22 protein-coding genes are annotated in these 25,780 nt (G+C 60.3%); 11 read left to right on the top strand and 11 right to left on the bottom strand.

The window, feature by feature from the left end:
- Positions 1-217: 217 nt before the first annotated feature.
- The gene (locus tag ACTJJ7_RS09325; RefSeq protein ID WP_105734096.1) at positions 218-1,030 is read left to right on the top strand and encodes an aspartyl/asparaginyl beta-hydroxylase domain-containing protein; all 813 of its coding nucleotides are present in this window, start codon (positions 218-220) and stop codon (positions 1,028-1,030) included.
- A 102-nt stretch (positions 1,031-1,132) separates the two neighbouring features.
- On the opposite strand, the gene pheT is transcribed toward ACTJJ7_RS09325, so the two are convergent.
- The 6 genes from pheT to infC all read right to left on the bottom strand — a co-directional run bounded on the left by pheT (position 1,133) and on the right by infC (position 6,920).
- Positions 1,133-3,547, bottom strand: coding sequence for a phenylalanine--tRNA ligase subunit beta (gene pheT, locus ACTJJ7_RS09320; RefSeq protein WP_440966706.1), 2,415 nt, complete (start codon positions 3,545-3,547; stop codon positions 1,133-1,135).
- A 95-nt stretch (positions 3,548-3,642) separates the two neighbouring features.
- Positions 3,643-4,725, bottom strand: a complete 1,083-nt coding sequence (pheS, locus tag ACTJJ7_RS09315) for a phenylalanine--tRNA ligase subunit alpha (protein ID WP_105734098.1) — start codon at positions 4,723-4,725, stop codon at positions 3,643-3,645.
- A 134-nt stretch (positions 4,726-4,859) separates the two neighbouring features.
- Positions 4,860-5,261: a 50S ribosomal protein L20 gene (gene rplT / locus ACTJJ7_RS09310; protein WP_091879294.1), complete on the bottom strand. Its 402-nt coding sequence runs from the start codon at positions 5,259-5,261 to the stop codon at positions 4,860-4,862.
- Positions 5,262-5,292: 31 nt separating this feature from the next.
- Positions 5,293-5,493, bottom strand: coding sequence for a 50S ribosomal protein L35 (rpmI, locus tag ACTJJ7_RS09305; RefSeq protein ID WP_008127399.1), 201 nt, complete (start codon positions 5,491-5,493; stop codon positions 5,293-5,295).
- Positions 5,494-5,686: 193 nt separating this feature from the next.
- On the bottom strand, positions 5,687-6,310 hold the full coding sequence (locus ACTJJ7_RS09300) for a methyltransferase family protein (protein ID WP_105734099.1): 624 nt from the start codon (positions 6,308-6,310) through the stop codon (positions 5,687-5,689).
- A 73-nt stretch (positions 6,311-6,383) separates the two neighbouring features.
- On the bottom strand, positions 6,384-6,920 hold the full coding sequence (infC, locus tag ACTJJ7_RS09295) for a translation initiation factor IF-3 (protein ID WP_105734100.1): 537 nt from the start codon (positions 6,918-6,920) through the stop codon (positions 6,384-6,386).
- 225 nt (positions 6,921-7,145) lie between these two features.
- Between infC and ACTJJ7_RS09290 the strand changes: the two genes are divergently transcribed.
- The 10 genes from ACTJJ7_RS09290 (at position 7,146) to ACTJJ7_RS09245 (ending at position 16,453) form a co-directional block, all read left to right on the top strand.
- Positions 7,146-7,937, top strand: coding sequence for an alpha/beta hydrolase (locus ACTJJ7_RS09290; RefSeq protein ID WP_440966703.1), 792 nt, complete (start codon positions 7,146-7,148; stop codon positions 7,935-7,937).
- 24 nt (positions 7,938-7,961) lie between these two features.
- Positions 7,962-9,107 (top strand): benzoate/H(+) symporter BenE family transporter, encoded by a 1,146-nt coding sequence (locus tag ACTJJ7_RS09285; protein WP_130271390.1) that lies wholly within the window; start codon positions 7,962-7,964, stop codon positions 9,105-9,107.
- Between the two features lie 216 nt (positions 9,108-9,323).
- On the top strand, positions 9,324-9,764 hold the full coding sequence (locus ACTJJ7_RS09280) for a DUF2852 domain-containing protein (protein WP_440966701.1): 441 nt from the start codon (positions 9,324-9,326) through the stop codon (positions 9,762-9,764).
- A gap of 125 nt (positions 9,765-9,889) precedes the next feature.
- The gene (locus ACTJJ7_RS09275) at positions 9,890-10,648 is read left to right on the top strand and encodes a M48 family metallopeptidase (RefSeq protein WP_105734104.1); all 759 of its coding nucleotides are present in this window, start codon (positions 9,890-9,892) and stop codon (positions 10,646-10,648) included.
- Positions 10,649-10,659: 11 nt separating this feature from the next.
- Positions 10,660-11,289: a YdcF family protein gene (locus ACTJJ7_RS09270; protein ID WP_440966848.1), complete on the top strand. Its 630-nt coding sequence runs from the start codon at positions 10,660-10,662 to the stop codon at positions 11,287-11,289.
- A gap of 64 nt (positions 11,290-11,353) precedes the next feature.
- Positions 11,354-12,013 (top strand): phosphoribosylanthranilate isomerase, encoded by a 660-nt coding sequence (locus ACTJJ7_RS09265; protein ID WP_440966699.1) that lies wholly within the window; start codon positions 11,354-11,356, stop codon positions 12,011-12,013.
- Between the two features lie 17 nt (positions 12,014-12,030).
- Positions 12,031-13,281: a tryptophan synthase subunit beta gene (gene trpB, locus ACTJJ7_RS09260; protein WP_105734105.1), complete on the top strand. Its 1,251-nt coding sequence runs from the start codon at positions 12,031-12,033 to the stop codon at positions 13,279-13,281.
- A gap of 2 nt (positions 13,282-13,283) precedes the next feature.
- Positions 13,284-14,123: a tryptophan synthase subunit alpha gene (gene trpA, locus ACTJJ7_RS09255; RefSeq protein WP_105734106.1), complete on the top strand. Its 840-nt coding sequence runs from the start codon at positions 13,284-13,286 to the stop codon at positions 14,121-14,123.
- A 41-nt stretch (positions 14,124-14,164) separates the two neighbouring features.
- Complete coding sequence (gene accD, locus ACTJJ7_RS09250) at positions 14,165-15,082, top strand: acetyl-CoA carboxylase, carboxyltransferase subunit beta (RefSeq protein ID WP_105734107.1); 918 nt, start codon at positions 14,165-14,167, stop codon at positions 15,080-15,082.
- A gap of 42 nt (positions 15,083-15,124) precedes the next feature.
- Positions 15,125-16,453 carry a bifunctional folylpolyglutamate synthase/dihydrofolate synthase gene (locus tag ACTJJ7_RS09245; protein ID WP_105734108.1) on the top strand — a complete coding sequence of 443 codons (1,329 nt, stop codon included), beginning with the start codon at positions 15,125-15,127 and terminating at the stop codon, positions 16,451-16,453.
- 48 nt (positions 16,454-16,501) lie between these two features.
- On the opposite strand, the gene trxA is transcribed toward ACTJJ7_RS09245, so the two are convergent.
- From trxA to tsaE, 5 genes are all read right to left on the bottom strand, one after another.
- Entirely contained in the window at positions 16,502-16,825 is a 324-nt protein-coding gene (trxA, locus tag ACTJJ7_RS09240; protein ID WP_105734109.1) for a thioredoxin, read from the bottom strand.
- A 75-nt stretch (positions 16,826-16,900) separates the two neighbouring features.
- A complete protein-coding gene (gene addA, locus ACTJJ7_RS09235; protein ID WP_440966696.1) occupies positions 16,901-20,404 on the bottom strand; it encodes a double-strand break repair helicase AddA in 3,504 nt (1,167 codons plus the stop codon).
- Entirely contained in the window at positions 20,401-23,544 is a 3,144-nt protein-coding gene (gene addB, locus ACTJJ7_RS09230) for a double-strand break repair protein AddB (RefSeq protein ID WP_440966694.1), read from the bottom strand. The genes addA and addB overlap by 4 nt, the downstream gene beginning before the upstream one ends.
- A complete protein-coding gene (locus tag ACTJJ7_RS09225; RefSeq protein WP_440966692.1) occupies positions 23,537-24,268 on the bottom strand; it encodes a nucleotidyltransferase family protein in 732 nt (243 codons plus the stop codon). The genes addB and ACTJJ7_RS09225 overlap by 8 nt, the downstream gene beginning before the upstream one ends.
- Positions 24,269-25,780, bottom strand: coding sequence for a tRNA (adenosine(37)-N6)-threonylcarbamoyltransferase complex ATPase subunit type 1 TsaE (gene tsaE / locus ACTJJ7_RS09220; RefSeq protein WP_440966690.1), 1,512 nt, complete (start codon positions 25,778-25,780; stop codon positions 24,269-24,271).

The following is a 25,780-nucleotide window of genomic DNA, read 5'->3' as shown; positions in this document are numbered from 1 at the left end:
GATTGCCAATATTTGTTGAATAGAAAAATCACATTATAAATCCGCCATGGATGATGCCAGCTTGACAGATGGTACGGTGTGAGGCCTATTTCACGCCGTTGCCGGGGCCGAAGACCGCCAGGGCAGCCCTGCAATGTGCATGCAATTTATTTGTTCTAACACGCCAAACCACCCCTGTTCGTTCATCGATGGTCAGGCCTTCTGAAGCTGGAATACAATGGAAAAAGCAACAAAAAAGTCGATCAGACGCTGGGCTGTCGGTTTGGTTCTCCTGGCAATTCTTGCCTATTTCGTTCCCTATCTCGTGATCTTCTACCTGATCTGCGGAATCTATGACCTGTCGCGCAACAAGAACATCGATCTGCAGATGGTCGAACAGTATTTCTGGGGCAACGGCCTGTTCACCTGGATCCTGTCGCCGCTGAACATCGTTCTCGACATCCTGTCGCTGCCCTATGTCAACAAGGGCGTCTACAAGCTGGAAGACCTGCCGTCCGACTATCAGGCGGAAGTCAAGCGCCTCATCACCGCGACGCAGAAGGAAGACCTGGTCGGCAAACTGCAGTCCCGCGCCGAGCAGCAGGCCCGCAGCATGTTCTTCTTCAAATGGTATGGCAAAGACCAGCCCAGCTTCGTCAGCGTGCCGTCCTTCTACGAGAAGTACAATTTCGTGAAGACCATCGGCGTGTCGGTGTTCAACAAGAAGAACTCGACGTCAAAACATTTTGGCCCGATCCGCGCCACCATCCGCGTCCTCTACAACATCAACGACATGAACGACCGCACGGCCTATATCTGGTGCGGCGACACGACGAGCTACTGGAAGGACGACAAGCTGTTCATTTTCGACGACACGCTGATGCACCAGTCCGTCAACCAGACCGACCAGACGCGTTATTGCCTGTTTGTTGATATTCTCCGCCCGTCCCATCTGCCCGGCCTCTATGCCGCCATCGTCTCGTTCATGGGCCTGATCCTCAAGGGCAGCAATTCGATCTTTTACAAGAACTGGAAAGTCATCCAGAAATAGGTTCCGGTTCCGGACCAAATGAAAAGGGGCGCATTGCGCCCCTTTTTTGTTGGTGGGTTTTTGGTCGCATGACCATTGTGCGTGGCTCTGCAGTCTTTAATCCTACCCGCGCAGCACAGCGCCGGTCTGCTTGCCAACGCTTTCGACAATCCGCTTGGTCAGCGCATCGAGATCTTCGTCATTGAGCGTACGCTCCTGCGGCTGGATCGCAACTTCGATGGCAACGGATTTCTTGCCGGCACCCAGCGAAGGGCCTTCGAACAGATCGAACACCTGCACACCCGTGATCAGCTTCTTGTCGCCGGCGAGCGCCGCGCGCACGATCGAGGCCGCATCCACCGACCTGTCGACGACGAATGCAAAATCGCGGCGGACCGTCTGGAAATCCGACAGCGTCAGCGGCGGTTTGGTACGGGTCGCCTTCTGCTTCGGCTCGGGGATCGCATCGATGTAGACTTCGAAGCCGCAGAGAGCGCCCGATACATCAAGCGTTTCCAGCGTCTTCGGGTGAAACTCGCCGAATGTGCCGAGAATGACCTTCGGGCCGAGCTTGATCGTGCCGGAGCGGCCGGGATGATACCAGGCTGGACCGCCACTCTCGATCTGCAGCTTGTCGACGGGCGCACCGCACGCTTCAAGCACCGCAAGGGCATCGGCCTTGGCGTCGAACACGCCGACCGGCGCGGCGTTTCCCGCCCAGTGGCGGCCGGAACCGTCCAGCTTGGCCGTGCCGCGGCGCACGCCGGCAGCAACGCGGCGCTGGGTTTCCGGCGTATTGCCCTCATAGGTTCCGGAGACCTCGAACAGGGCAAGATCATTGAAGCCGCGATCGGCATTGCGCTGGGCAGCAGCCAGCAGACTTGGCAAGAGCGAAGGGCGCATATCCGACATATCGGCGGCAATGGGGTTGGCGAGTTTCAGCGATGGCTGGCCGCCGCCGAAAAGCTTTGCCTGTTCTTCCGAAATGAACGACCAGGTGACCGCTTCCATCATTCCGCGCGAGGCGAGTGCGCGCCTGGCATTGCGGGTGCGGATCTGCAGGGTGGTCAGGATCTTGCCGTTGACCGCCGCGTGGCTTTGCAGCGGCTGCGGATCGATGCGGTTAACGCCATGGATACGCATGACTTCCTCCACCAGATCGGCCTTGCCGTCCACATCCGGACGCCAGGACGGAACCAGAACATCCACCACCTCGCCCGTGCCTTGCGGCTGGAAGCCGAGACGGCTGAGAATGTCGAGGCTCGTCTCGACTGGCACATCGATACCGGTGAGGCGCTTGACCTCCGCTGCCGGGAAGGTCACCGACTTCGGTGTGTGGCCCTTATAGCCGACGACCTGGGTTTGCGAAGGCGTACCGCCGCACAGGTCAAGGATCATATGCGTGGCAAGTTCGAGGCCCGGCACCATGAATTCTGGATCGACGCCGCGCTCGAACCGGTAGCGCGCATCGGTGATAACACCGAGATTGCGGCCGGTGCGGGCAATGGTCATGGCATCCCACAGGGCCGACTCAACCACGACATTCGTCGTGCTCTCATCGCAGCCGGAATGTTCGCCGCCGAGGACACCGGCAAGCGACTCGACGCCTTCCGCATCGGCGATCACGCCGATTTCCGGGTTCAGCGTGTATTCCTTGCCGTTGAGACCCAGGATCGTCTCGCCTTCCCGCGCCCAGCGCACGGTGAGATTGCCCTTCACCTTGTCGGCGTCGAACACATGCAGCGGACGGCCGCGATCGAACGTCATGTAGTTGGTGATATCGACCAGCGCATTGATCGGACGCAGGCCGATGGCCATCAGCCGCTGCTGCAACCATTTCGGGCTCGGTCCATTCTTCACGCCCTTGACCGTGCGCAGGGCGAAACCTTCGCACATCGGTGCGCGGTCGCCGAAATCCAGCGATACGCTGACGGACGGGCTGCCCGCGCCTTTCACCGGCTCGACGGCATTGCTTTTCAGCGTGCCCAGACCGGCTGCGGCCAGATCCCGGGCAACACCGTAAATGCTGGTGCAGTCGGGACGGTTCGGTGTCAGGTTGATTTCGATGACCGGATCATCCAGCCCGGCATAGGTCGCAAAACTGGTGCCGACAGGGGCGTCGGCCGGCAGATCGATAATGCCGTTGTGCTCGTCCGACATCTGCAGCTCGCGCTCTGAGCACATCATGCCATGGCTTTCGACGCCGCGAATCTTGCCGACCGAAAGGGTAACGTCGATACCAGGAACGTAGGCACCCGGCGCTGCGAATGCACCGATCAGGCCGGCGCGGGCATTGGGCGCACCGCAAACGACCTGCAACGGCTTGCCGTCGCCGGTATCCACGGTCAGCACCTGCAACTTGTCCGCATCCGGATGACGCGCAGCGGTGAGCACCCTGGCGATGACAAAGGGTTTCAACGCCGCCTTGTCGTCCAGCGATTCCACTTCAAGACCGATCATGGTCAAGGTATCGACGATCTCGCCGAGCGAAGCCTCGGTTTCAAGATGATCTTTGAGCCAGGAGAGGGTGAATTTCATGATTTCACTCGTTTCTCGATTTCAGCGTTTGAGGGTTTCGACAAGGCAAAACCGCTCGCATAAAAGTTCCATGTCAGGTGAAAAGCCGTGCCTGATCATGCGCTCAGGCCGCCGAACAGGGTCGGCATGTCGAGCGGGCGGAAGCCGTAATGCTGTAACCAGCGCACATCGGCGTCGAAGAAGTCGCGCAGGTCCGGCATGCCATATTTGAGCATGGCGATGCGATCGATGCCCATGCCCCAGGCAAAGCCCTGATACTCGTCCGGATCAAGCCCGCCATGGCGCAGGACATTCGGATGAACCATGCCGCAGCCAAGGATTTCCATCCAGTCCGTGCCCTGGCCGAACTTAACCTCATTGCCTGACCGGTCGCACTGGATATCGACTTCCAGCGACGGCTCGGTGAACGGGAAGAAGGACGGGCGGAAACGCATCTGCAGGGACGGAACCTCGAAGAACGCCTTGCAGAACTCTTCCAGCACCCACTTCATGTTGGCGACATTGGCCGTCTTGTCGATGACCAGCCCCTCCACCTGATGGAACATCGGCGAGTGGGTCGCATCGGAATCCATGCGGTAGGTCTTGCCGGGGATGACGATGCGGATCGGCGGCTTCTGCTTTTCCATGGTGCGGATCTGCACCGGGCTCGTATGGGTGCGCAGAAGCTTGCGCTCGCCATTCTCATCCGGGTTGAAGAAAAACGTGTCGTGCATCTCCCGCGCCGGATGGCCTTCGGGAAAATTCAACGCCGTGAAATTGTAGTAGTCGGTCTCGACATCCGGGCCTTCGGCAATTGAAAAACCCATATCGGCGAAGATCGCCGTGATCTCATCAACGACCTGGCTGATCGGATGGATGCGTCCGCGCTCGGCCGGTGCGGTGCGCACGGGCAGAGTAACATCCAGCTTTTCCTTTTCGAGGCGCTCGGCAATCGCCGCATCCTTGAGCGTGCTTTTGCGGCTGGCGAGCGCATCGGTGACGCGGTTCTTCAAACCGTTGATGGCCGGTCCTTGCGTCTGCCGTTCTTCCGGCGACATCGAGCCCAGCGATTTCAGCTTTTCCGAAATCGAGCCCTTCTTGCCAAGCGCAGCAACACGGACAGCCTCGATGGCCGCTTCGTCATTCGCTGCCTCAATCTGCGCGACCAGCGCGCTTTCCAGTTGTACCAGATCGTCCATGCTTCTCACCTGTTTCGCGTCTTGAGCGATTATGCGATCAATTCAATGCAGAAAATTGAAAAACCCGCGCCAGCCGAGCCAGCGCGGGTTTCCCAAGTCTTATTTCCGAATATGCTTTGGGAACGGCGGCTGACTTAGTGAACAGCGCCTTCAAAAGCATTCGGTGTGGTGTTCTTCAGGTATTCCAGTGCCTTCTTGGCGGAAGCCACGAGTGCACCGAATGCTGCCGGCTCGTGGATCGCCAGATCCGACAGAACCTTGCGGTCAACCTCGATACCGGACTTGCTCAGACCGTCGATGAAACGGCTGTATGTCAGGCCATGCTCACGCACGGCAGCATTGATACGCTGAGTCCAGAGCGCGCGGAACGTGCGCTTCTTGTTCTTGCGGTCGCGGTAGGCGTACTGCTTCGAACGATCGACGGCAGCCTTTGCAGTCTTGATGGTGTTCTTGCGGCGGCCGCGGAAACCCTCAGCCTGCTTCAGAACTTTTTTATGCTTGGCGTGGGACGTAACGCCCCGTTTGACACGTGCCATGATATGATCTCCTTAAAACGTCGCTGTCGGCTTAAAGGCCGTTGGGCAAGAACTTCTTCACGATTTTCGCATCGGCATCGGCGAGAACCATTGTGCCACGTGCGTCACGAATGAATTTGTTCGAACGTTTGATCATGCCATGGCGTTTGCCAGCGGCGGCGGCTTTAATCTTGCCAGTCCCAGTGATTTTGAACCGTTTCTTGGCGGCCGATTTGGTCTTCATTTTGGGCATTTTGCTACTCCTATTTCTAGGGTTCCCGCCGCTCCGATGGAGCCTGAACCCTTCTGATTTCACTTCAGACCGACCAAAGTCTGAAAGCATGCAAAACCGCCACGGCATGCCCTGCCGGGCGGTTTGAACGCGGCCTTATACCGAGAAGCCGGAAAAAGCGCAACTGCTGAATCGTCTCCGGATCTGCAAAAAATCAGTAAAACCGAAAGAGGACGGGCAGAATATTGGCCGATTGCAGATATTCAGCGAACTCGAGCAGGGGGTAGGAAATGAAAAAGACCAGCCCGTCCGCCAGTGTCTTGTACAGCATTGAAGATTTTACGCTTAAAACGTCTGACTCCCGGTAAAGCCGGAGATTGGGAAAGAAGCGTGGCACTTCGCGCTTATAGGCAAGGTAGGTCTCGCCAAAAACGGTTTCCAGATAACCTTCCTCGGCGACGATGACAAAGTGGAAGGCGATATAGCAAAGCACAGCCAATATCAGGGCGACGGTCAGGCTGCCCGTCATCATGCCAATACCGAAAGCCCCCACGGTGCTGAACACATAAAGCGGGTTGCGGCTCATCGAATAGGGACCGAGGCGGACGATTTCGGAGCTCTTGCGCCCGCCAATGTAGAGCGTGCACCACATGCGGCCCAGGATTGCCAGAACAATCACGCCAATGCCGAAGTCCTCGATGTATTCGTGGGTCCAATTGTCGGCCCAGGCAGAGCGAACCGTCAACAAGGCGCCGAGAATCAGAAAAATGATGACTGCCAGCACAATTCGCCGGCGCCGCTGAAACCGGGCCATGTCCTTCGGAGATGTGAGCGCCATGTCAGCCCTTATCCAGTTCGATCAAGACAAAAGCCGCCCGAAGGCGGCCTTTGTCTTAAACTCTCGTTCAGCTTTAACGTGGCGCCAGAACCATCATCATCTGGCGGCCTTCCAATCTTGGCTCGGCCTCTACCTTGGAAATATCGACCGTATCTTCCTTGACCCGGTCGAGCAGCCGCATTCCGAGTTCCTGGTGCGCCATTTCGCGGCCACGGAAACGCAAGGTCACCTTGACCTTGTCGCCTTCGTCGAAGAATCGCTTGATCGCCTTCATCTTCACATCATAATCATGTGTGTCGATGTTCGGCCGCATCTTGATTTCTTTGATTTCGACCGTCTTCTGCTTCTTGCGCGCCTCGGCAGCCTTCTTCTGTCCCTGGTACTTCAGTTTCCCAAGGTCAACAATCTTGCACACCGGCGGCTCGGCATTCGGCACGATCTCGACGAGATCGAGTCCAGCCTCATCGGCCATGGCCAGCGCGGCCTGAATCGTAACGATACCGTGGTTTTCACCTTCGGCATCAATGAGCTGTACCTGGGGTACCCGGATATCGCGGTTGGAACGCGGTCCATCTTTCTGGACCACCTGTGCTCTAAAGGGTCGGCGAATGGCAGTAGTCTCCTTGAATTATTTCGGTCCCGCAAATAGCACCGTCGGGCCCCGCCTGCAATGCTTTGTCTGCGGCGGTTAGCTCAATAACATCTTTTCACGGATAAATCATCTGGTTCAGATATAGGAATATTCGCATTCTATACAACATGGCTGCCAGTTGAATGGGTTTCATCATCGAATTTTGCATGGCAAAAGCAAGCGGCACATCCTGGAGACTGACATATGACGGCTCACCCGCCGGTATTCCTCACCCACAATGACATTGCAATCGCCCTGCGCCGCCGCGAAGGGGCTGAGCCCGGCATTGTCTGGCTCGGCGGCTATCGTTCGGACATGCTCGGCAGCAAGGCGGAATGGCTGGATCAATGGGCCGAAACCAACGGCCACGCATTCCTGCGCCACGATTACTCCGGCCATGGCGAGTCGGGTGGAGCGTTTCGCGACGGCACGATTTCGCTCTGGCTCGAGCAGAGCCTTGCGGTCTTCAAAAAATTTTCGTCGGGACCGCAAATCCTTGTCGGTTCATCCATGGGCGGCTGGATCGCCCTGCGCATGATCGAAGAGCTGCAAAAGGCCGGTGAACACAGCTGTGTTGCCGGGCTGGTCCTGATCGCACCGGCACCGGATTTCACGTGCGAACTGGTCGAACCCCAATTGACGCTGGACCAGCGCCGCCAGCTTGCCGAGCGGGGCTATATGGAAGAACCATCCGAATATGCCCCGGAGCCCTATATCTACACCAAGGCCCTTCTGGACGACGGCCGGGCCAATCAGGTGCTGAAGGGGGTGATACGGACCGGCTGCCCCGTGCACATCCTGCAGGGGATGGAAGACAAAGATGTTCCCTATACCCACGCCCTGCGGCTGGTTGATCACTTGCCGGTTGACGACGTGACGATTACGCTGGTGCGCGACGGTGACCATCGCCTGTCACGCCCGCAGGATCTGGAGCTTCTCACCCGCACCGTGGCCTCGATGGTGGACCGCTCGAAAAGCCACACGTCCATTCTGTAAATTCCCCCCAACAGGTTTCATCCCATGCGCTCCTCCGTGATTGCTTCTGCCGTCGTTGCCGCCATTGTCGGATTTGGCGGCACGCTCGCGCTGATCATCGCGGCGGCACAGGCCCTTGGCGCAACCCAGGCGCAGACGGCAAGCTGGGTCACGGCGCTCTGTCTCGCCATGTTCATTTCCACCGGCTTTCTCAGCTGGCGTTACAAGATGCCGATCATCACCGCATGGTCGACACCGGGTCTGGCGCTGATCGGGGCCAGCACCGGCTTTACCATGCAGCAGGGTGTCGGCGCCTTCATTGTCACGGCCATCGCCATCATCATCACGGGACTGGTCAAACCGGTTTCCGGCCTGGTTTCCAAAATCCCGGCATCGATTGCCTCCGGCATGCTGGCGGGCGTCCTGTTCGCTTTCCTGACCGGTGCGGCCCGCACAATTCCCGTCGATCCGCTCTTCGTCCTGCCATTGGTGCTTCTCTTCTTCGTCATCCGCCTGTTCAATCCGGCCATGGCGGTCCTCGCCGTGCTGTCCGGCGGCATTCTCTTCGCCTTCCTCAGCGGCCGTGTTGCCAGCGTGCCGGATATCGGCCTCTCGACGCTCACCCTCATCATGCCGGTCTTCGACACACGGGCGATCATCGGCATCGCGCTGCCGCTTTATCTCGTCACCATGGCGTCGCAGAACCTGCCCGGCTTTGCCGTGCTTCGCGCCGCCGGATACGAGCCGCCGACGGCGGCGGCTTTGCAGGTAACAGGGCTCCTTTCGCTGCTGACGGCCCCCTTCGGTGCACATACGAGCAACATGGCCGCCATTTCAGCGGCCATCTGCACCGGGCCGGATGCTCATCCGGACCCGGCACAGCGCTGGCTGACCGGCCCGTTCTATGCGCTGTCCTATCTGATACTGGCCATTTTCGGCGCTTCGCTGGTGGCCCTGTTTGCCGTGCTGCCGGCCCCCCTGATCGCGCTCGTCGCCGGCCTTGCCCTGATCGGCGCCTTTGCCAATGCGCTGACGATCGCGCTGAAAAACGAGACGGAGCGGCTTGCCGCCGTCGTCACCTTTGCCGTGACGGCATCGGGCATTTCCATTGCCGGAATCGGCGCTGCCTTCTGGGCGCTGGTGGCGGGCCTGCTTGTCGTTGCCTTCGATCACGCAAAGAAACATATCTGATTCCAAACCCTTACCGCATTCGAGCCCGGCATTTCTTGAAAAGCCGCAATCCGCCTCCCATGTCGTAAACAATCGACCAATACTGCGCCGTGCGCCCTGCAGGGCGCACAAAGGACGCAGTATAACTTTTGGATTGGCACATGATCCTTATCCAAAAACCATTCCGGTTTTTGGGGTCATGTGCGGGTCGGGCTTTCGTGAGAAGGAAGAGCTTTTATGAACAATGCTGCTTTGATCCGGCCAGGCTGGACCCCTGCCACCATCGCCCTGATGGTTATTGGTTTCATGCTGTTCTGGCCGCTTGGTTTCGCCATGCTCGCTTACATCCTTTGGGGTAACCGGCTGGATGGTTTCAAGCGCGACGTCAGCCGCGCCACCGATGGCTTCTGCGGCGCATTCCGCCGCGGCAAGGGTCCGTCTTTCGGACGCGGTTCGTTCGGCACAGGCAATGTCGCCTTTGACGAATGGCGCGAAAAGGAACTCGAGCGCTTGGCCGAAGAACGCCGCAAGCTCGAAGAGATGCGCGCCGCGTTCGAGGACTATGCGCATGAACTGCGCCGGGCCAAGGACCGGGAAGAGTTTGACCGCTTCATGGCTGAACGCAATGCCGCGACAAAGAAGCCGTCGCCGGGCGCCAACGACGCCGGAGAGGAATAACGCCATTCCGCGGACAGTTCCCTCCAGTCCTGTCCGCACGTCCCCAGCAAAGCGGCGCCGGAGCGATCCGGCGCCGCCTCTGTTTTGTCTCACGGCTTTCACCCGAATCAATTAAAGTCCCGGCCATGATCCTATCGCTGTTCCGAAGCCCGCCGAAAAAATCCGCGACGCTGAAAGCCGAGCGGAACTACGAGGTTGCGGGCCGCGTCCTGCCGTTGCGCGTGATGGAAAACCCGCGTGCGACACGTCTTACCCTGCGCATCGATGCGGGCGGCAAGGGATTGCGGATCACCGTGCCGCCGGGCATGCCGGCGCGCGAAGTCGATAAATTCCTGGCGCGCCACGAGGGCTGGATCGAGACCCGCATTGCCAGGATGCCGGACCAGCCCAAAGTGCGGCCGGGGGTCAAAATCCCGATCCGCGGCGTCCCGCATCTCATCGTGCACGAGCCGGGCAAGCGCGGAACCGTGCAGCAGGAAAACGGCGCGGAGGGCCCGCGCCTGATCGTCCATGGCGACCGGCCACATCTGGCGCGCCGGGTCGGCGACTTCCTCAAGCGTGAGGCACGGCACGATCTGGACATGCTGGTGGCGCGGCATACCGCAACGGTCGGGCGGCGGGCCAAGATCATCCGCCTCAAGGATACCAAAAGCCGCTGGGGGTCCTGCACCTCGGACGGCACCCTTTCCTTTTCCTGGCGCATCATGATGGCGCCTCCGCCGATCATCGACTATCTCGTGGCGCATGAGGTTGCCCATCTGAAAGAGATGAACCACGGGCCCAAATTCTGGAAACTCTGCGGAGAGCTCTGCCCGGATACGGAACGCTGCAAGGCCTGGTTGAAACGCAATGGCAGCGCCTTGCAGGCCATCGATTTCAGCTGATGCCGGAACCTATCACGCCCGCCATAGAAGCGGCCGCCCGAATCCTGTGGAATTTCCATCTCGTTTATGATCCGCTGGGTCCGGCCGGCCTGATTGTCGGCCTCGGCAGTTATGATCTGCGCGTGGCCGGCCGCTGTGCCGATCTGTGGCATCAGGGGCTGGCCGCCAAAATCCTGTTCACCGGCAAGGCCGGCAACTGGACCAACCATCTCTACACAACGACCGAGGCGGAAGCGTTTGCCGCGCGCGCCATTGGTGTCGGTGTTCCCGCCGATGCAATTCTGATTGAACCGAACGCGACCAATATCGGCGAGAACATCCGCTTTGCGCGGGACATGGCTGGTGATGCCGTCAAGCGCATCATCATCGTCACCAAACCGCAGACGCAGCGCCGCGCCTTCGCGACGGTGCGCGCGCAGTGGCCGGAGGTAACCGCCATGGTAACGGCACCGCTGCACGGCTTTGAGGATCAACCGCTGACGGCCTATCCGCTTCCCAAGCTGATCCATGAAATGGTCGGCGACATCAAACGCATGATCGACTATCCGGCCAAAGGCTTTCAGATTGCGCAACCGGTTCCGCCGGATGTCGCAGATGCGTTCGATTTCCTTGTCAAAGCAGGCTATGACCACCACCTCTAGTATCGAAGGATAAACCGCGCAAAATCCTCGACTCTTGCGCGTTTTCATGGCACTGGCACCGGTTATGAGCCTTGATATCAAAATATGCGGATTAAAGACCGACGAAGCCGTGGCGGCAGCGCTGGATGAAGGCGCGTCGCATATCGGCTTCATCTTTTTCCCCAAAAGCCCGCGCAATATCGATCCGCAGACTGCGGGGCGCCTGCGTGCCGCCGTAAAAGGCCGCGCCAAGGCCGTTGCGGTCAGCGTGAATGCGGATGACGCAACGCTGGATGCGATCGTTGCCGGAATGCAACCTGATATGCTGCAGCTGCACGGCGACGAAAGTCCAGCCCGCATCAGCGCCGTGAAACAGCGCTACGGCTTGCCCGTCATCAAGGCCCTGGCGCTGCGCGAACGCCGCGATCTTGACGCGATTGCCCCCTATATCGGCATTGCAGACGGCTTTCTCTTCGATGCCAAGCCCCCCAAGGGATCTGACCTTCCAGGAGGAAATGGCGTGTCTTTCGACTGGCAGATCCTCGGCGGCCTTGACGCTTCCATCGATTACATGCTTTCCGGAGGCCTCAATGTCGGCAACATTGCCGAGGCGCTGGAAGCGACGAATGCGCGCGGCATCGATATTTCATCCGGCGTCGAGTCAGCGCCGGGTGTAAAAGATGTTAGCCTGATCAGAGAATTTTTCCGGGTTGCGCGCGCTGCCAAAAGCGCTGGCGTGGCCTGAACAAACGGAGCGGAACGGTGGACAAGGCGGTAGAACCCAATTCATTCAAGACAGGCCCCGACGAAGAGGGCATGTTCGGCATTTTCGGCGGGCGTTTCGTTGCCGAGACCCTGATGCCGCTGATCCTTGAATTGCAGCAGGCCTATGACGACGCCAAGAATGATCCGGCCTTCAAAGCCGAGCTGCGCGAATTGTCCACCAACTATGCCGGGCGCCCGTCAAAGCTGTATTATGCCGAAGGTTTGACCAGGCATGTCCGCCAGCTGGCGAAAGACAGAGGTCTTGATGGCGGCGCGAAAATCTACTTCAAGCGCGAAGACCTCAACCATACCGGCAGCCACAAGATCAACAACTGCCTTGGGCAGATTCTGCTGGCCAAGCGCATGGGCAAGACCCGCATCATCGCGGAAACCGGTGCCGGCCAGCACGGCGTTGCGTCGGCAACGGTCTCGGCACGGTTCGGCCTGCCCTGCGTCGTCTATATGGGCGCAACCGACGTTGAACGGCAGGCGCCCAATGTTTTCCGTATGAAGCTGCTGGGGGCTGAAGTGAAGCCCGTCGCCTCCGGTCATGGCACCTTGAAGGATGCGATGAACGAGGCGCTGCGCGACTGGGTCTCGAATGTCGATGACACCTATTATCTCATCGGTACCGCTGCAGGCCCGCATCCCTATCCGGAGCTGGTGCGCGATTTCCAGTCGGTGATCGGCGAGGAAGCGCGTGCGCAGATTCTCGAGCGTGAAGGCCGCCTGCCCGATACGATCATTGCGGCCGTCGGCGGCGGTTCCAACGCCATCGGCCTGTTCCATCCCTTCCTTGACGACAAGAGCGTCGAGATCATCGGCGTTGAAGCCGGCGGGCGCGGCCTTGATGGCGAGGAGCATTGCGCCTCCATGAGTGCCGGCAGCCCAGGCGTGCTGCATGGCAACCGCACTTATCTCCTGCAGAACAAGGACGGCCAGATTCTCGATGGCCATTCGGTTTCCGCCGGTCTCGATTATCCGGGCGTCGGACCGGAGCATTCCTGGCTGCGCGATACCGGCCGGGTTTCCTACGTGCCGATCCTCGATGACGAGGCGCTCGATGCATTCCAGCTGACGACGCGCGTCGAAGGCATCATTCCCGCGCTCGAATCGGCCCATGCCATTGCCCAGGCCGTGAAAATCGCGCCTGAAATGGCGCAGGACAAGATCATGATCGTCAATCTGTCAGGTCGCGGCGACAAGGATGTGCATACGGTCGGCAAACTCATGGGTATGGAGATTTAAGCATGGCGACCCGCATCGACAGAAAATTTGCCGCGTTGAAGGCTGAGGGGCGTCCGGCGCTGGTGACCTATTTCATGGGCGGCGATCCCGATTATGAGACCTCGCTGAAGATCATGAAGGCGCTGCCCGGTTCCGGTTCTGATATCATCGAGCTCGGCGTTCCCTTTTCCGATCCCATGGCCGATGGCCCGGCAATTCAGGCGGCTGGCCTGCGTGCCCTGAAAAAGGGCATGTCGCTGACAAAGACACTCGCGCTTGCCGCGAGCTTCCGCGAGAGCGACAACACCACGCCGATCGTTCTGATGGGATACTACAATCCGATCTATATCTACGGCGTCGACCGCTTTCTCAAGGACGCCGTAGCCTCGGGTATCGATGGCCTGATCATCGTCGACCTGCCGCCGGAAATGGATGCTGAACTGTGCATTCCCGCCATCAAGGCCGGGATCAACTTCATCCGGCTGGCCACGCCGACGACGGATGAGAAGCGCCTTCCCAAGGTACTGCAGAACACGTCCGGCTTTGTCTACTACGTCTCGATGAACGGTATCACCGGTTCTGCCCTGCCCGATACGAGCAAGGTTGCGGACGCAGTCAAGCGCATCAAAGAACACACGGACCTGCCGGTTGTGGTCGGGTTCGGCGTCAAGACCGCCGAGCAGGCCAAGGTCATCGGCACCGCAGCCGATGGCGTTGTCGTCGGCACCGCGATCGTCAATGCCGTTGCCAATACAATCCGCCCGGACGGCTCGCTTGTCGCCGATCCGGCTGAAGCCGTCGCCACGATGGTGCAGGGACTTTCCACCGGTGTGCGCGCCGTGCGCCTTGCAGCGGCGGAATAGAAGCCCTAAATCACAATACCGACGAAGGAACAGGACCGATCATGAACTGGATCACAAATTACGTCCGGCCGAAGATCAATTCGATGCTTGGTCGCCGCGAAATGCCCGAAAACCTCTGGATCAAGGATCCGGTTTCCGGTGAAATGGTCTTCCATACGGATCTGGAAAAGAACCAGTGGGTCGTGCCGTCGTCCGGCCACCACATGCGCATTCGTGCCAAGGACCGCCTGCGCTACTTTTTCGACGATGGCGCCTACGAATTGCTGGAACAGCCGAAAGTGGTCACCGATCCGCTGAAGTTCCGCGATGAAAAGCGCTATATCGACCGCCTCAAGGAACATCGCGCCAAGTCCGGTGTCGAAGACACGATCATCAACGCACTGGGCACGATCGAAGGCCTGCCGATCGTGGCAACAGTTCAGGATTTCAGCTTCATCGGCGGATCGCTGGGCATGGCGGCGGGCGAAGCCATCATCAAGGCGTTTGAAACGGCAATCGCCGAGAAGCGGCCGCTGGTGCTGTTTGCCGCGTCCGGCGGCGCCCGCATGCAGGAAGGCATTCTTTCGCTGATGCAGCTGCCGCGCACCACGGTTGCCGTGGAAATGCTGAAGGAAGCGGGCCTGCCCTATATCGTCGTCCTCACCAACCCGACCACGGGCGGCGTCACCGCCTCCTACGCCATGCTGGGCGATATCCACATTGCCGAGCCGGGCGCGCTGATTGGCTTTGCCGGACAACGTGTCATCGAGCAGACCATCCGCGAAAAGCTGCCGGAAGGCTTCCAGACCGCCGAATACCTGAAGGCCCATGGCATGGTCGACATGGTCGTGCCGCGTACCGAACTCAAAGCCACCATCGCGCGTCTGTTGAAGATGCTCATGGGCGAAAAGGCCACCGAGGTTCCCGTTGCCAAGCCCAATGGTGCGGCGCTGCCGGCAACGATTGAAGCCGAAGCTTGATTCAATTGATGGTTCTGGAGGCCTTTGCCCTTGGCTTTGTCTGTGTCGTCGAAGGCTGAGGCGATCATCGAGCGTTTGCTCGGGCTTCACCCAAAGGGTTTCGACCTGTCGCTGGGGCGCATCACGCGTCTTCTCCATGCCTTGGGCAATCCGCACCTGAAAATGCCGCCCGTCATCCATGTGGCGGGCACCAATGGCAAGGGATCCTGCGTTGCTTTCTCCAGGGCGCTTTTGGAAGCTGCCGGTTATACGGTGCACGTGCATACCTCGCCGCATCTCGTTCACTGGTATGAGCGTTACAGGCTCGGTGCGCCGGGCGGCGGCAAGCTGGTCGACGATGAAACCTTTGCCGACGCCCTCACCCGGGTCGAGGAAGCCAATGCCGGTCAGGCCATCACCGTTTTCGAGATACTGACCGCCGTCACCTTCGTGCTGTTTGCCGAACACCCGGCCGATGCCGTGATCCTGGAGGTCGGGCTTGGCGGCCGTTTCGACGCGACCAATGTCATTGCGGAGCCTGCGGTCAGCGTCATCATGCCGATCTCACTCGATCACCAGCCCTATCTCGGCGACCGGGTCGAGCTGATTGCAGCGGAGAAGGCCGGGATCATCAAGCCGGGCTGTCCGGTTGTCATCGGTGCGCAGGAAGAAGAAGCGGCACGCCTGGTGCTGATCGAGACGGCCGAGCGGCGGGATTGCCCGTTTGCCGTCTATGGCCAGGATTTCCTTGCCTTTGAAGAGCGCGGCCGGATGATCTATCAGGATAATACGGGCCTGCTCGACCTGCCCTTGCCGGCCTTGCTCGGGCGACATCAATTGTCCAATGCGGCTGCCGCCATTCAGGCGGTGAAGACGGCGGGCTTTACGCTGCCGGATTATGCCATCGAAACCGCCATGACGACGGTCGAATGGCCCGCCCGCATGCAGCGCCTGATCAAGGGCAAGCTGGTCGAGCTGGCAGTGCCCGGTTCGGAAATATGGCTCGATGGCGGGCACAACCCCGGAGCGGGCCTGGTGATCGCCGAGGCGATCGCGTCGCTGGAAGACCGCAGCCCGCGCCCACTTTTCCTCATCACCGGAATGATCAACACGAAAGACCCCATAGGCTATTTCGAAGCCTTCACCGGTATGGCGCGGCATGTCTATACGGTGCCGATCCGCTCCAGCGATTCCGGCATTCCGCATGAACAGCTGGCGATTGCCGCCGGCGATGCCGGCCTTTCCGCCGAGCCCGTGCATTCCGTCGAGAATGCGCTGAAAATATTGCGGGACAGCTGGGACAAATCCGAACCGGCGCCCCGCATACTCATCGGCGGCTCGCTGTATCTCGCCGGCGACGTTCTGGCCGAAAACGGCACCCCGCCGCAATAAAAAACCCGGCACGAATGCCGGGTTTGATGGATGGATAGGACGTTCGGCTTATGCGGCTGAATTGCGGATCCAGTCGCTGAGCTTGCTCTTGGGAGCAGCGCCAACCAGATTGGCAGCCAGTTCGCCATCCTTGAACATCAGCAAGGTCGGAATGGAACGCACGCCGAACTGGGCTGCAAGTTCCGGATTCTCGTCGATGTTGACTTTGGCAATCGTCACCTTGCCTGCCATTTCCGAAGCGATTTCTTCAAGGGCAGGAGCGATCATCTTGCAGGGGCCGCACCACTCGGCCCAGAAATCAACAACAACAGGCTGACCTGCCTGAAGTACATCGGACTGGAAATTGCTGGTGTCGATCTTGACGGTAGCCATCGGCTTTTCCTTATCGGTTATTGAATGTTGCCCATCATGTGGTGAGTCTACCCACCTGCGTCAAGCTCGGTCATCTCACGATGCGGTGAGACGGGCAAGGGCGGCCTGCATCTCATTCACCGGAATATCGATGAGATGGGGACCCTCGGTGAACAGCAAAGCAGCTTCCACGCTCTTTCCCGGATAAAGCGGCTCCAGCAGCTGCCGGTAGAGTGCCAGCTGTGCCACATAGGCGTCGGGCACCTCTTTCACGCTGCGTGGCGCCGGGCGGTTGGTCTTGTAATCGACGATTAGCACGCGATTTTCGCTCACCGCAAGCCGGTCAATGACACCGGATACGGCATGATCCTTGCCGCGCAGATGCAACGTGCCCATGACAGCGATTTCCGCAAGGGAACCGGGCGCGAAGACCGGCGCGAAACGCTGATCGTCCATCACGGCAAATGCCGATTGCAGGGCGCTTTCAATTTCTTCCGGCGTCCAGTCAAAGGCAGCGCGGGAGAGATACCGGCCGGCGGCAGCGCGGCGTTGATCGGCGGGCAGATTGGGCAATGTCTGCAGCAGCGCATGGATGACCGTACCGCGCCGGATCGCGAAGGAGGGATCGGTGCCCTCCGCGCTGAGAACCGGCGAGCCGGTGACCAGCGGCTCTTCCGTCTCGGGCTCGATCAGAAGAGACACGCCGGACGGCGCGAGCGGGCGCGGCAGCCCGGCCTCCCTTGCCATGGGCGCGCGATACCGGGACGGGAAAGGCATCACCGATGCCGCCGGCATCAGTTCCGGCTCCTGCACCGGACCAGTGCTCCGTGCAGTCTCGCGGTAACGTTTCGCCACGATGCCCTCAACCGGATGATCGAACGGTTCGCTCACATCCGCGAGCGCCGCATCGACAAGACCGTGCCACGTATCCGGCGACTGGCGGGCGCCGCGGTAGCCGCACACGATCAGGCGATCCTCCGCACGGGTCATGCCGACATAGAGCAGGCGGCGATATTCCTCTTCCGACCGCACTTTCAGGCTGTCGACGATGGAACCGGTAAAGGCGGTTGCATAGGATTTGGACGGCACGAAAAGGAAGCCCTTGCCCTGCCACCCCTCCTCTTCCTTCATGGGGAAGGACAGAAGATTGGGCGTGCGCCCGCCCGATGAAGCGGAACTGCCGGAATCAACCAGGAATACCACCGCAGCTTCAAGCCCCTTGGCCGCATGCACGGTCATGATGCGCACTTCATCCCGGCTCTGGTCGAGCTCGCGCTTGATCTCCGGCGTGGCCGCGTCCAGCGTTTCCAGAAACGCCTGCAGTCCGGGAAGACCGGTCTTTTCCGTGGCGATGGCATAGTTCTGGAATTCGTCGATGACGTCGCCAGCCTCATGCCCCAACCGCGCCAGAAGCTCGCGCCGCGCACCGCCGCTGCCGAGAATATCGGCGTAGAACTCGAATACCGGCACCGTATCGGCACGGTTGCGCCACTCCTGCAGGCGCTTGGCGACGGCCGCCAGCGCCGGATCGGTCTTTGCCCGGACTGTCAGACGCTGATGCAGGGTTTCGTTCTCCGCCCGCCCATGCGCCAGATGAAAAAGCTGGTCGTCGTCCCATTTGAAGATCGGGCTCTTGAGCAATGCCGCCAGCGACAGATCGTCGGAGGGCAAGAGCATGAAACGGCCGAGCGCCATCAAATCCTTGACGGCGATATGATCCGTCAGTTTCAGCCGGTCGGCACCGGCCACCGGCACATGGCGCTTCTTCAACTCACGCGACAGGGCGGGCATGAACTGATCGCGCTTGCGCACCAGGACCATGATATCGCGCGCCTGCAGACGCCGGTTCTTGCCTTCAATGACCTCGCCGTTTTTCAACCAGAGATCGATGGTCCTGGCGATCTGTTCCGCAAGGCGGACCGGCGGCGCAGGAAGACTGTCGACCGGCGTGCGCCAATCCTCCTCCTGCTCCGTGGTTTCGGGCGTCAGCATATCCCAGATCTGCACTTCACCGGGATCACCGGACCGGATCGCCGTATGGACAGTCGCCCCATGGTCGGCACCAAAGCCGCGGTTGGCTTCAGGCCGCTTGAACACGGCATCCACCGCCGACAAAACGTCGGGCACGGAGCGGAAGGAGAAGTTCAGATTGACCCTGGAGAAACTCAGTTCGGCATTTTCAGCGTTCTTCTCGGTTGCCTTGCCATGGCGGGCGAAATCTTCCGGGATGGCACCCTGAAACGAATAGATGGACTGCTTTTCGTCGCCCACGGCAAACAGGGTGCGCCGGACGGTGCGTGCGGTATTGCCGGAAAAAAACTCCTCGCTGAGCAGGCGAATGACCCGCCACTGATTGGGGCTGGTATCCTGCGCCTCATCGACCAGAATATGATCGATGCCCTTGTCGAGCTTGTACTGTACCCATGGCCCGGCATCCTGCCGCGCCAGCAGCGCCACCGTGCGCACGATCAAATCATCGAAGTCGAGAAGGCCCCGCGCCCTTTTCATCTGCTGGTAACGTCCGATCAGATCGTCGACCAGCGCCAGCGCCGACAGGGTGAGCCGGATCTGCCGCAGCTGCTTCAGGCGGTCCAGGCCGCTGAAGATTCTGTCCGCTGCCCGGTCATAGCGTTCGATGAAATCGGGGATGCGGTCGGTCACGCCCTTCGACGCGACATACCCGCCGCTCTTGGGATCACCTGTCGCTTTGAGAAAGGCGGCGCGCAGCACCTCTTCGCGCTGATCGATCTGATCATTCACCTTGGCAAACCGCAGCAGGAGCGCAAACTCCTGGGCCCGCGAAGCGCCCTTCGGCACCGCCATGATATCGTCCAGCACGCCCTGCGGGAATTCCGGAACCGGCCAGAGGGTGGACAGGATATCGTCTTCCGTCTCCGCGCCAGTGAAACCGAACTGGGCAAAGAACAGCGGGCGCCGCAGCGCATCATGACCCACATCGCGAATGAACTGGGTCAGGTCATGGCGCTTGTTGACGGCTTCATCGAGCAGTTCCTGCAACCCGAACTCGCCGGCCGCGTCCAGGACGTCGTTGAAGGCGGCCGCAAGCTCGACATTACCGTCAAGCCGCGCCGTCTGCAGCAGCTGGCGGCGTGCTTCGCCGACCAGCGCCACCTGCATCATGTCATCCATCAATTCGAAATGACCGGCGATGTTCGCTTCCAATGGAAACTGATGCAGAATGGCCTCACAGAAGGCGTGGATGGTCTGGATCTTCAGCCCGCCCGGTGTTTCCAATGCCCGGGCAAACAGGCGGCGCGCCTGCGCCAGCCGCGCGGGTCCGGGACGCTTGCCGTCAATTTTCTCGATCGTCTGCGCCAGTGCCTCCTCATCCATGGTTGCCCAGTCGGAAAGCCGGGCAAAGACGCGGTTCTGCATGACGGCGGCGGCGGCCTTGGTGTAGGTCAGACACAGTATTTTTGACGGATCGGTGCCGTCGAGCAGCAGGCGGATGACCCGTTCGGTCAGAACGTGTGTCTTGCCCGACCCGGCATTGGCGGACACCCAGACGGAATCCACCGGATTGGCAGCGCTGTTCTGATCGTCAATGGTTTCCCTGGGGATGTTGAGCGGCTTTTTCATTCCCCGCCCTCCCCGCCATCGTCAGCACCGCCCGCCGACCATTCCAGCACCCGCGCGAGGTGATCGTAATCGCCGGTCAGATCGCTTTCCTTGAATGGCAAGGCACGTGACAGATATCCTTTTTGCGGATCATGATAGGCAACAAGCAGTTCATTCAAGCGGAGCCACGCAAGCACACCCAGCTCAGGCGCGGTCTTTTCGCTCTTGCTGGCCGCAGTTCCCACCTTGAGAATCGATTCCGGATCGACCCTGCCGTTTGGCCGCAAGCGCACATAGAGCAGATCCGAGGCCTGACGTGCACCAACTTCGTGAAAGGCACCGCGGGCGAGAAGCGCCGCTTCCAGCGCCAGCTGCGGCGAGAGCAGCACATGCGCCTGTTTGCGCGAGGGGGTGGAACCGGTCTTGTAGTCGATGATTTCAACGGTTCCGTCCCGCATCAGATCAACACGGTCAGCACGGCCGGAAAGCGTGACACCTGACGCTTCCACCGGGATTTTCTTCGAGGCGATTTCCGGATGGCGCTCGGCCAGCAGTGGCGCCCGGTCGCGCTCCCATTGCAGGAACTCCGGCACGAGGTTCAGGAAACGCGGCCACCACACCGCATCGATTTCTTCCGGCAAGGCGATGTCATCGAAATAGCGCCGGCCAATCTCCGAAAGCCGGGCCGCTGCATCGGTACGAACCGGATCGATACCCTGCTCGGTGAAATGCGCCAGAATGTCGTGAAACAGCGAGCCGCGCTCCGCCGCATCGGGATCACGGATCAGCGGTTCGATGGGACGCAGGCGCAGGATACGCCGGGCGAAGATCGCGTAGGGATCACGCCGCAGGGTTTCAATTTCTGTGACGGAAAAATGTTTTGGCCGCGCCTCCAGCGGCGGCTTTGGCTCCGGCCGTTTGACAAAGTCCTCGTCGGGCGCGTCATCAATGTCCCGGGCCCAATGCAGATATTGCGCGCCGCGGGCGCGCAATTCGTCACCGGCCTTCTTGCCAAGCACCGTTTCCAGCCGCTGCAGCCAGCGCGACGCAACGGTGGGCGCATTGGCCGAGCGCTGCGCCCGGCTGAGAATGACACGTTCCATGCCGAGCGCCATCTGGAAATCATGCGCCGCAAGGCCGGTGCGCCGTTCCGGCGGTTCCAGGTTGATGACGGCTTTCATCGGCCGGGACATGAAGGGATCGTTGCGGGTCTTGCCCGGCCAGGACCCCTCGTTCAAGCCGCCGATGATGACGGTATCGACCGTCTGCAGGCGCGCTTCCAGCGCACCCCAGATAAACAGGCGCGGATGGGCACCGGCCTTGGGTTTCACCACCTCACCTGCCATCAGCGCTTCGATCATTGCCGGCCATTCAACCGGCATGAAATCGAGACCGGAATCGGCAGAGACGAGATTGCGCAGAAAAGCAGCGAACTGCTCACCGGCGGCGCCAGCATAGAGCCCCGATATATCGCCCCTGTCATCGCGGACCAGATTTTCAAGGCTGGCAATTGTCGCCCGGACGATATCCGATATTTCCACGGATTCGCGCACCTGCGTGAAGACACTCAGCTCAAGCATGCATTGCCCAAGGGCCGCGCAGACGATCCGGGCGGCCTCAATACGCTGCGCGGAGATCTGGCGCAGCCAGGCAGGCTCGAATGGTGCCGTACTGCCTTCGGCAAGACGCCGCTCAAAGAATTCAGCCAGTCCTGCCAGGGTCGCGCGCCCGGTGCCGCCGCGCAGGGCAATCAGCTCAATGGTTTCTGCCGCCTGCCGGACGGCGTTGCGGTCCATGCCGAGCCGCGTCAGCGGATGCTTGAGCAATGCCAGCAGCACGACAGGGTCACCCGGATTGAACACCGTTTCGAGGGTGAGGCGCAAAAGCGTTGCCGGCTGCGTCTCGCGCAGTGCATGACCGCCGGAATCATCGGCAGCAATGTTGAAACGCGCGAGCTCACTCGCCACACGCCGGGCAAGGTCCCGATCCGCCGTAATGAGTGCCGCCGTCTTGTCAGGCGCTTCGATGGCATCGCGCAGGGCGATCGCCACAGCCAGCGCTTCCTCGCGCTCATTGGCTGCCTCGATCAGGGCGACGGGCGCGACCGCCGCGGAAAACGCGTTGCTATCCCGGTTGATCGCACTCCACGCCTCGCTTGTTTCGGCCGGGCGCATGGCTTCCGCCAGCAGATGCTCGCGCGCGCGCTTCTGCGGGCTCACCGTACCAAGACGAATGACGTCCTGGCGCAGGACGCCAAGCTCGGCCAGAAGCTTCCTCAGGCCGAATTGCGGATGACCAAAGATGGACGGATTGTCCTGCGTGTTGGCCAGCACCTGCCAGCTCGGCTCATCCATGTCGCGATCAAGCCCCGGCAGAACCACCGCACCTTGTGGCAGAGCGGCGATTGCACTGAGAAGATGTGCCGTGGCCGGGATCGAGCCAGTGGAACCAGCAGCGATGACCGGGCCATCGGGCGGACTGCGCAGAAGCCGCTCCGCTTCCAGTTCAATCAGCTGATTGCGGTGGGCGGCGGGGTTGGACCGGTGCCGCTCATTGAGAATATCCGGCCAGAGACTGGTGACGATGTTGAGGAAATCCAACGTCACCTGCCACCACTCCGGCAGTTCTTCCGAAACAATGTTCGACAGCGTGCTCCAGCCGCTTGCCTCGGTCTCCACCTGATCCATGAGCCCGGCCAGATCGCGCGCCAGCCAGATGGCATCCGCCGTGGTCGCCGGAATGGCGATATCCTCATTGCCGAACAGCGCGCGGACATGTTCCGGCAGGCGCTCCCGCCATGGCCGTACGAGCCGCGCAAGCAGAAGCAGCCGTTCCGTCGAACTGACCGGCGGCAGCAGATCGAAAAACGCGTCCGACCCCATATCGAACATCGCCGCATCCTCGTCAACATCCCCAAGCGGCCGGATGACGGGAAGGATTGCGGATTTCACCGGACTCTTTTCCACAAGCAGCGAGCGCAGGGTCCGCGCCGCGCGGCGGGTCGGTACATAAATCGTCGCCCGGGCAAGCGCCAGCGGATCGGCAGGGTTGGCCGGAAAACCCGGAATGAGGTTGCCGGACAGAACTGCGTCAACCAGAGCGGGAAGAAACGGGTCTCCGGGAGCTATCGAGAAAATGCGTGGGCTGTGGCGCTCAACCATGGGTCTCCTGCTCAAGACGCGCAATCACGGCTTCCGCCTCTCCGATCGCCTCGGGCGTGCCGACAGTCAGCCAATGGCCCTGCATCGGCATCCCGAAGAGACGCCCGGCGCCGATGGCTTCATCGAAATAGCGATTGAGCGACGCACGCGCCACCGGCTTCCCGTCGAAGAGACGTGGATGCGTGATCGCAGCCCCGGCATAGATATAGGGCGATGCATCGCCTTCGCGGAAACGCTGCAACCTTCCCTCGGCATCCAAGGTAAAATCGCCGCGGCCTTCATAGCCGGTTGCCTGATCCATCCGCGCCACCATCACAAGAATGTCCATCTTCGAAGCATCCCATGCTTCGGCGAGGCGGACAAGATTGGGACGGGGGCCGTCGATCCAGAATGTATCGGCGTTGAGAACATAGAAGGCATCCCGGCCGATCAGCGGTAGCGCCTTAACGATGCCGCCAGCCGAATCGAGGAGTTCAGCCCGCTCGTCCGATATGGCGATCACCGGTGAGCGCCGCGATGCAAGATGCTGCTCCATCTGGTCGGCGAGATAATGAACATTGACCACAGCGCGGGCAACGCCTGCTGCATTGAGCGCGCCAAACGACCAATCGATCAATGATTTGCCGGCTACCTTTACCAGGGGCTTTGGTATCGTATCCGTGATGGGACGCAAACGCTTGCCGAGGCCCGCAGCCAGAACTATCGCCGTACCGGGTATCGTCATTCACTGCAACTCCGGGGAAAGAAGGTCCATCTTTTTACACCATTCACGCACAGGCGCCAGCGACGGGTGTTCGAGTGCGTGGGCCAAATAGGCCTGGATGCGCGGAAGGTGCTTGAGATAATAGGGCTTGCCGTCCCGCTCATCCAGCCGCACGAAGATGCCCAGAATCTTGGCGTTGCGCTGCGCCGCCATGATCGAAAAAGCTTCCAGAAAGGCGCTTTCGTTGAAAGAACTGTCGCGGGACCGCCGTTCCTCGATATAGGCGGCAAGCAGGCATTTCTGGAGCTTGCGCTCGATCGTTACCCGCGCATCGAGCACCAGAGACGCCACGTCATAGGCGGATGGTCCAATCATCGCATCCTGAAAATCAAGGAGCCCAACACGGTCTATACCGCTTGCTTCGCTGCGCCACAAAATATTGGGGGAATGAAAATCGCGCTGAACGAGACTTTTTTCCGAAGAATTAAGTCGACTAAATACATTATCCCAAGCGTCGACATAGGCCGCCTTCTCTCCGGGTGACAGCCGGAGACCCGCCATTCGCGGAACATACCAGTCGGACAGAAGTTCCACTTCAATCATCATGGCGTCGCGGTCGAAATCATGGATATGATGGATATAGCCCTTGCCAACTTCGACGTCGCGCGCCCAGGAGCGTTCATGCATCCGCGCCAGCAGCCGCACGGAGGCTTCGTAACGCTCGATGATGGGGGCGCCATCGGCATCAAGTATGCCTTCATTTCCAAGATTCTCGAGCAACAGGAAGCCGTTGTCGAGATCATCGGACATGATCTGCGGAACGTAGAAACCATTGGACCGCAAGAGATGGTTGACCGCCACAAACGCCGTGACCGACTGGGAAAGATGGGCGATCTGCATATAGGTCTTGCCGTCACGCAGGATCGGTCCGCCGGGATTATAGGGCGAGTTCATCAGGATCAGCGGACGTTCACAGCCAGTATCGATCGTCTCGTAGCCGCGCGCGGAGGCATCGCCGAGCAGGTAGCGGCGGTCCGCGTCGGCATATCCTGCCCGGCCAAGAAATGTGCGTATGGCGAGCGAACGCTGCAGCCGTGCAAGGGCGGCGTCTTCCCCGCCAATCTCGACCGTGCGGCCGCTGCCATCATGGAGCAGATTGATGCGGAGCGCCGGCTTGGCGAGGGCATCGCCGGCCCGCTCCGGCCACTCCACCAGAACGGCGCCGTCCTCCAATGCATCGTCCAGCCCAAGCTCGTCGACTTCTTCGCCGGAAGAGAGCCGGTACAAATCCACGTGACTGATCGGCAAACGCAGTTCGGGATAGGATTGCACGATCGTGAAGGTAGGGCTTGGAACCTCATAGGCGCTGTCATTGGCAATGGTGCGGATCAGTCCGCGCGCCAGTGTCGACTTGCCAGCACCCAGATCACCCGACAGCGTGACAAGGTCGCCCTTGACCAGCGCGAGCCCGATGTCCTGACCGAGCCGTTCCGTGTCTTCCGCCGTTGCAAGCTGGAGTGTCAGAGCCGTCAT

Origin of the sequence: Phyllobacterium sp. 22229 (assembly GCF_052056495.1) — a bacterium.
Lineage (GTDB): Bacteria > Pseudomonadota > Alphaproteobacteria > Rhizobiales > Rhizobiaceae > Phyllobacterium > Phyllobacterium myrsinacearum.
Note: the sequence above shows the minus strand (reverse complement) of the source record. Positions and strands in the feature narration are given on the sequence as shown.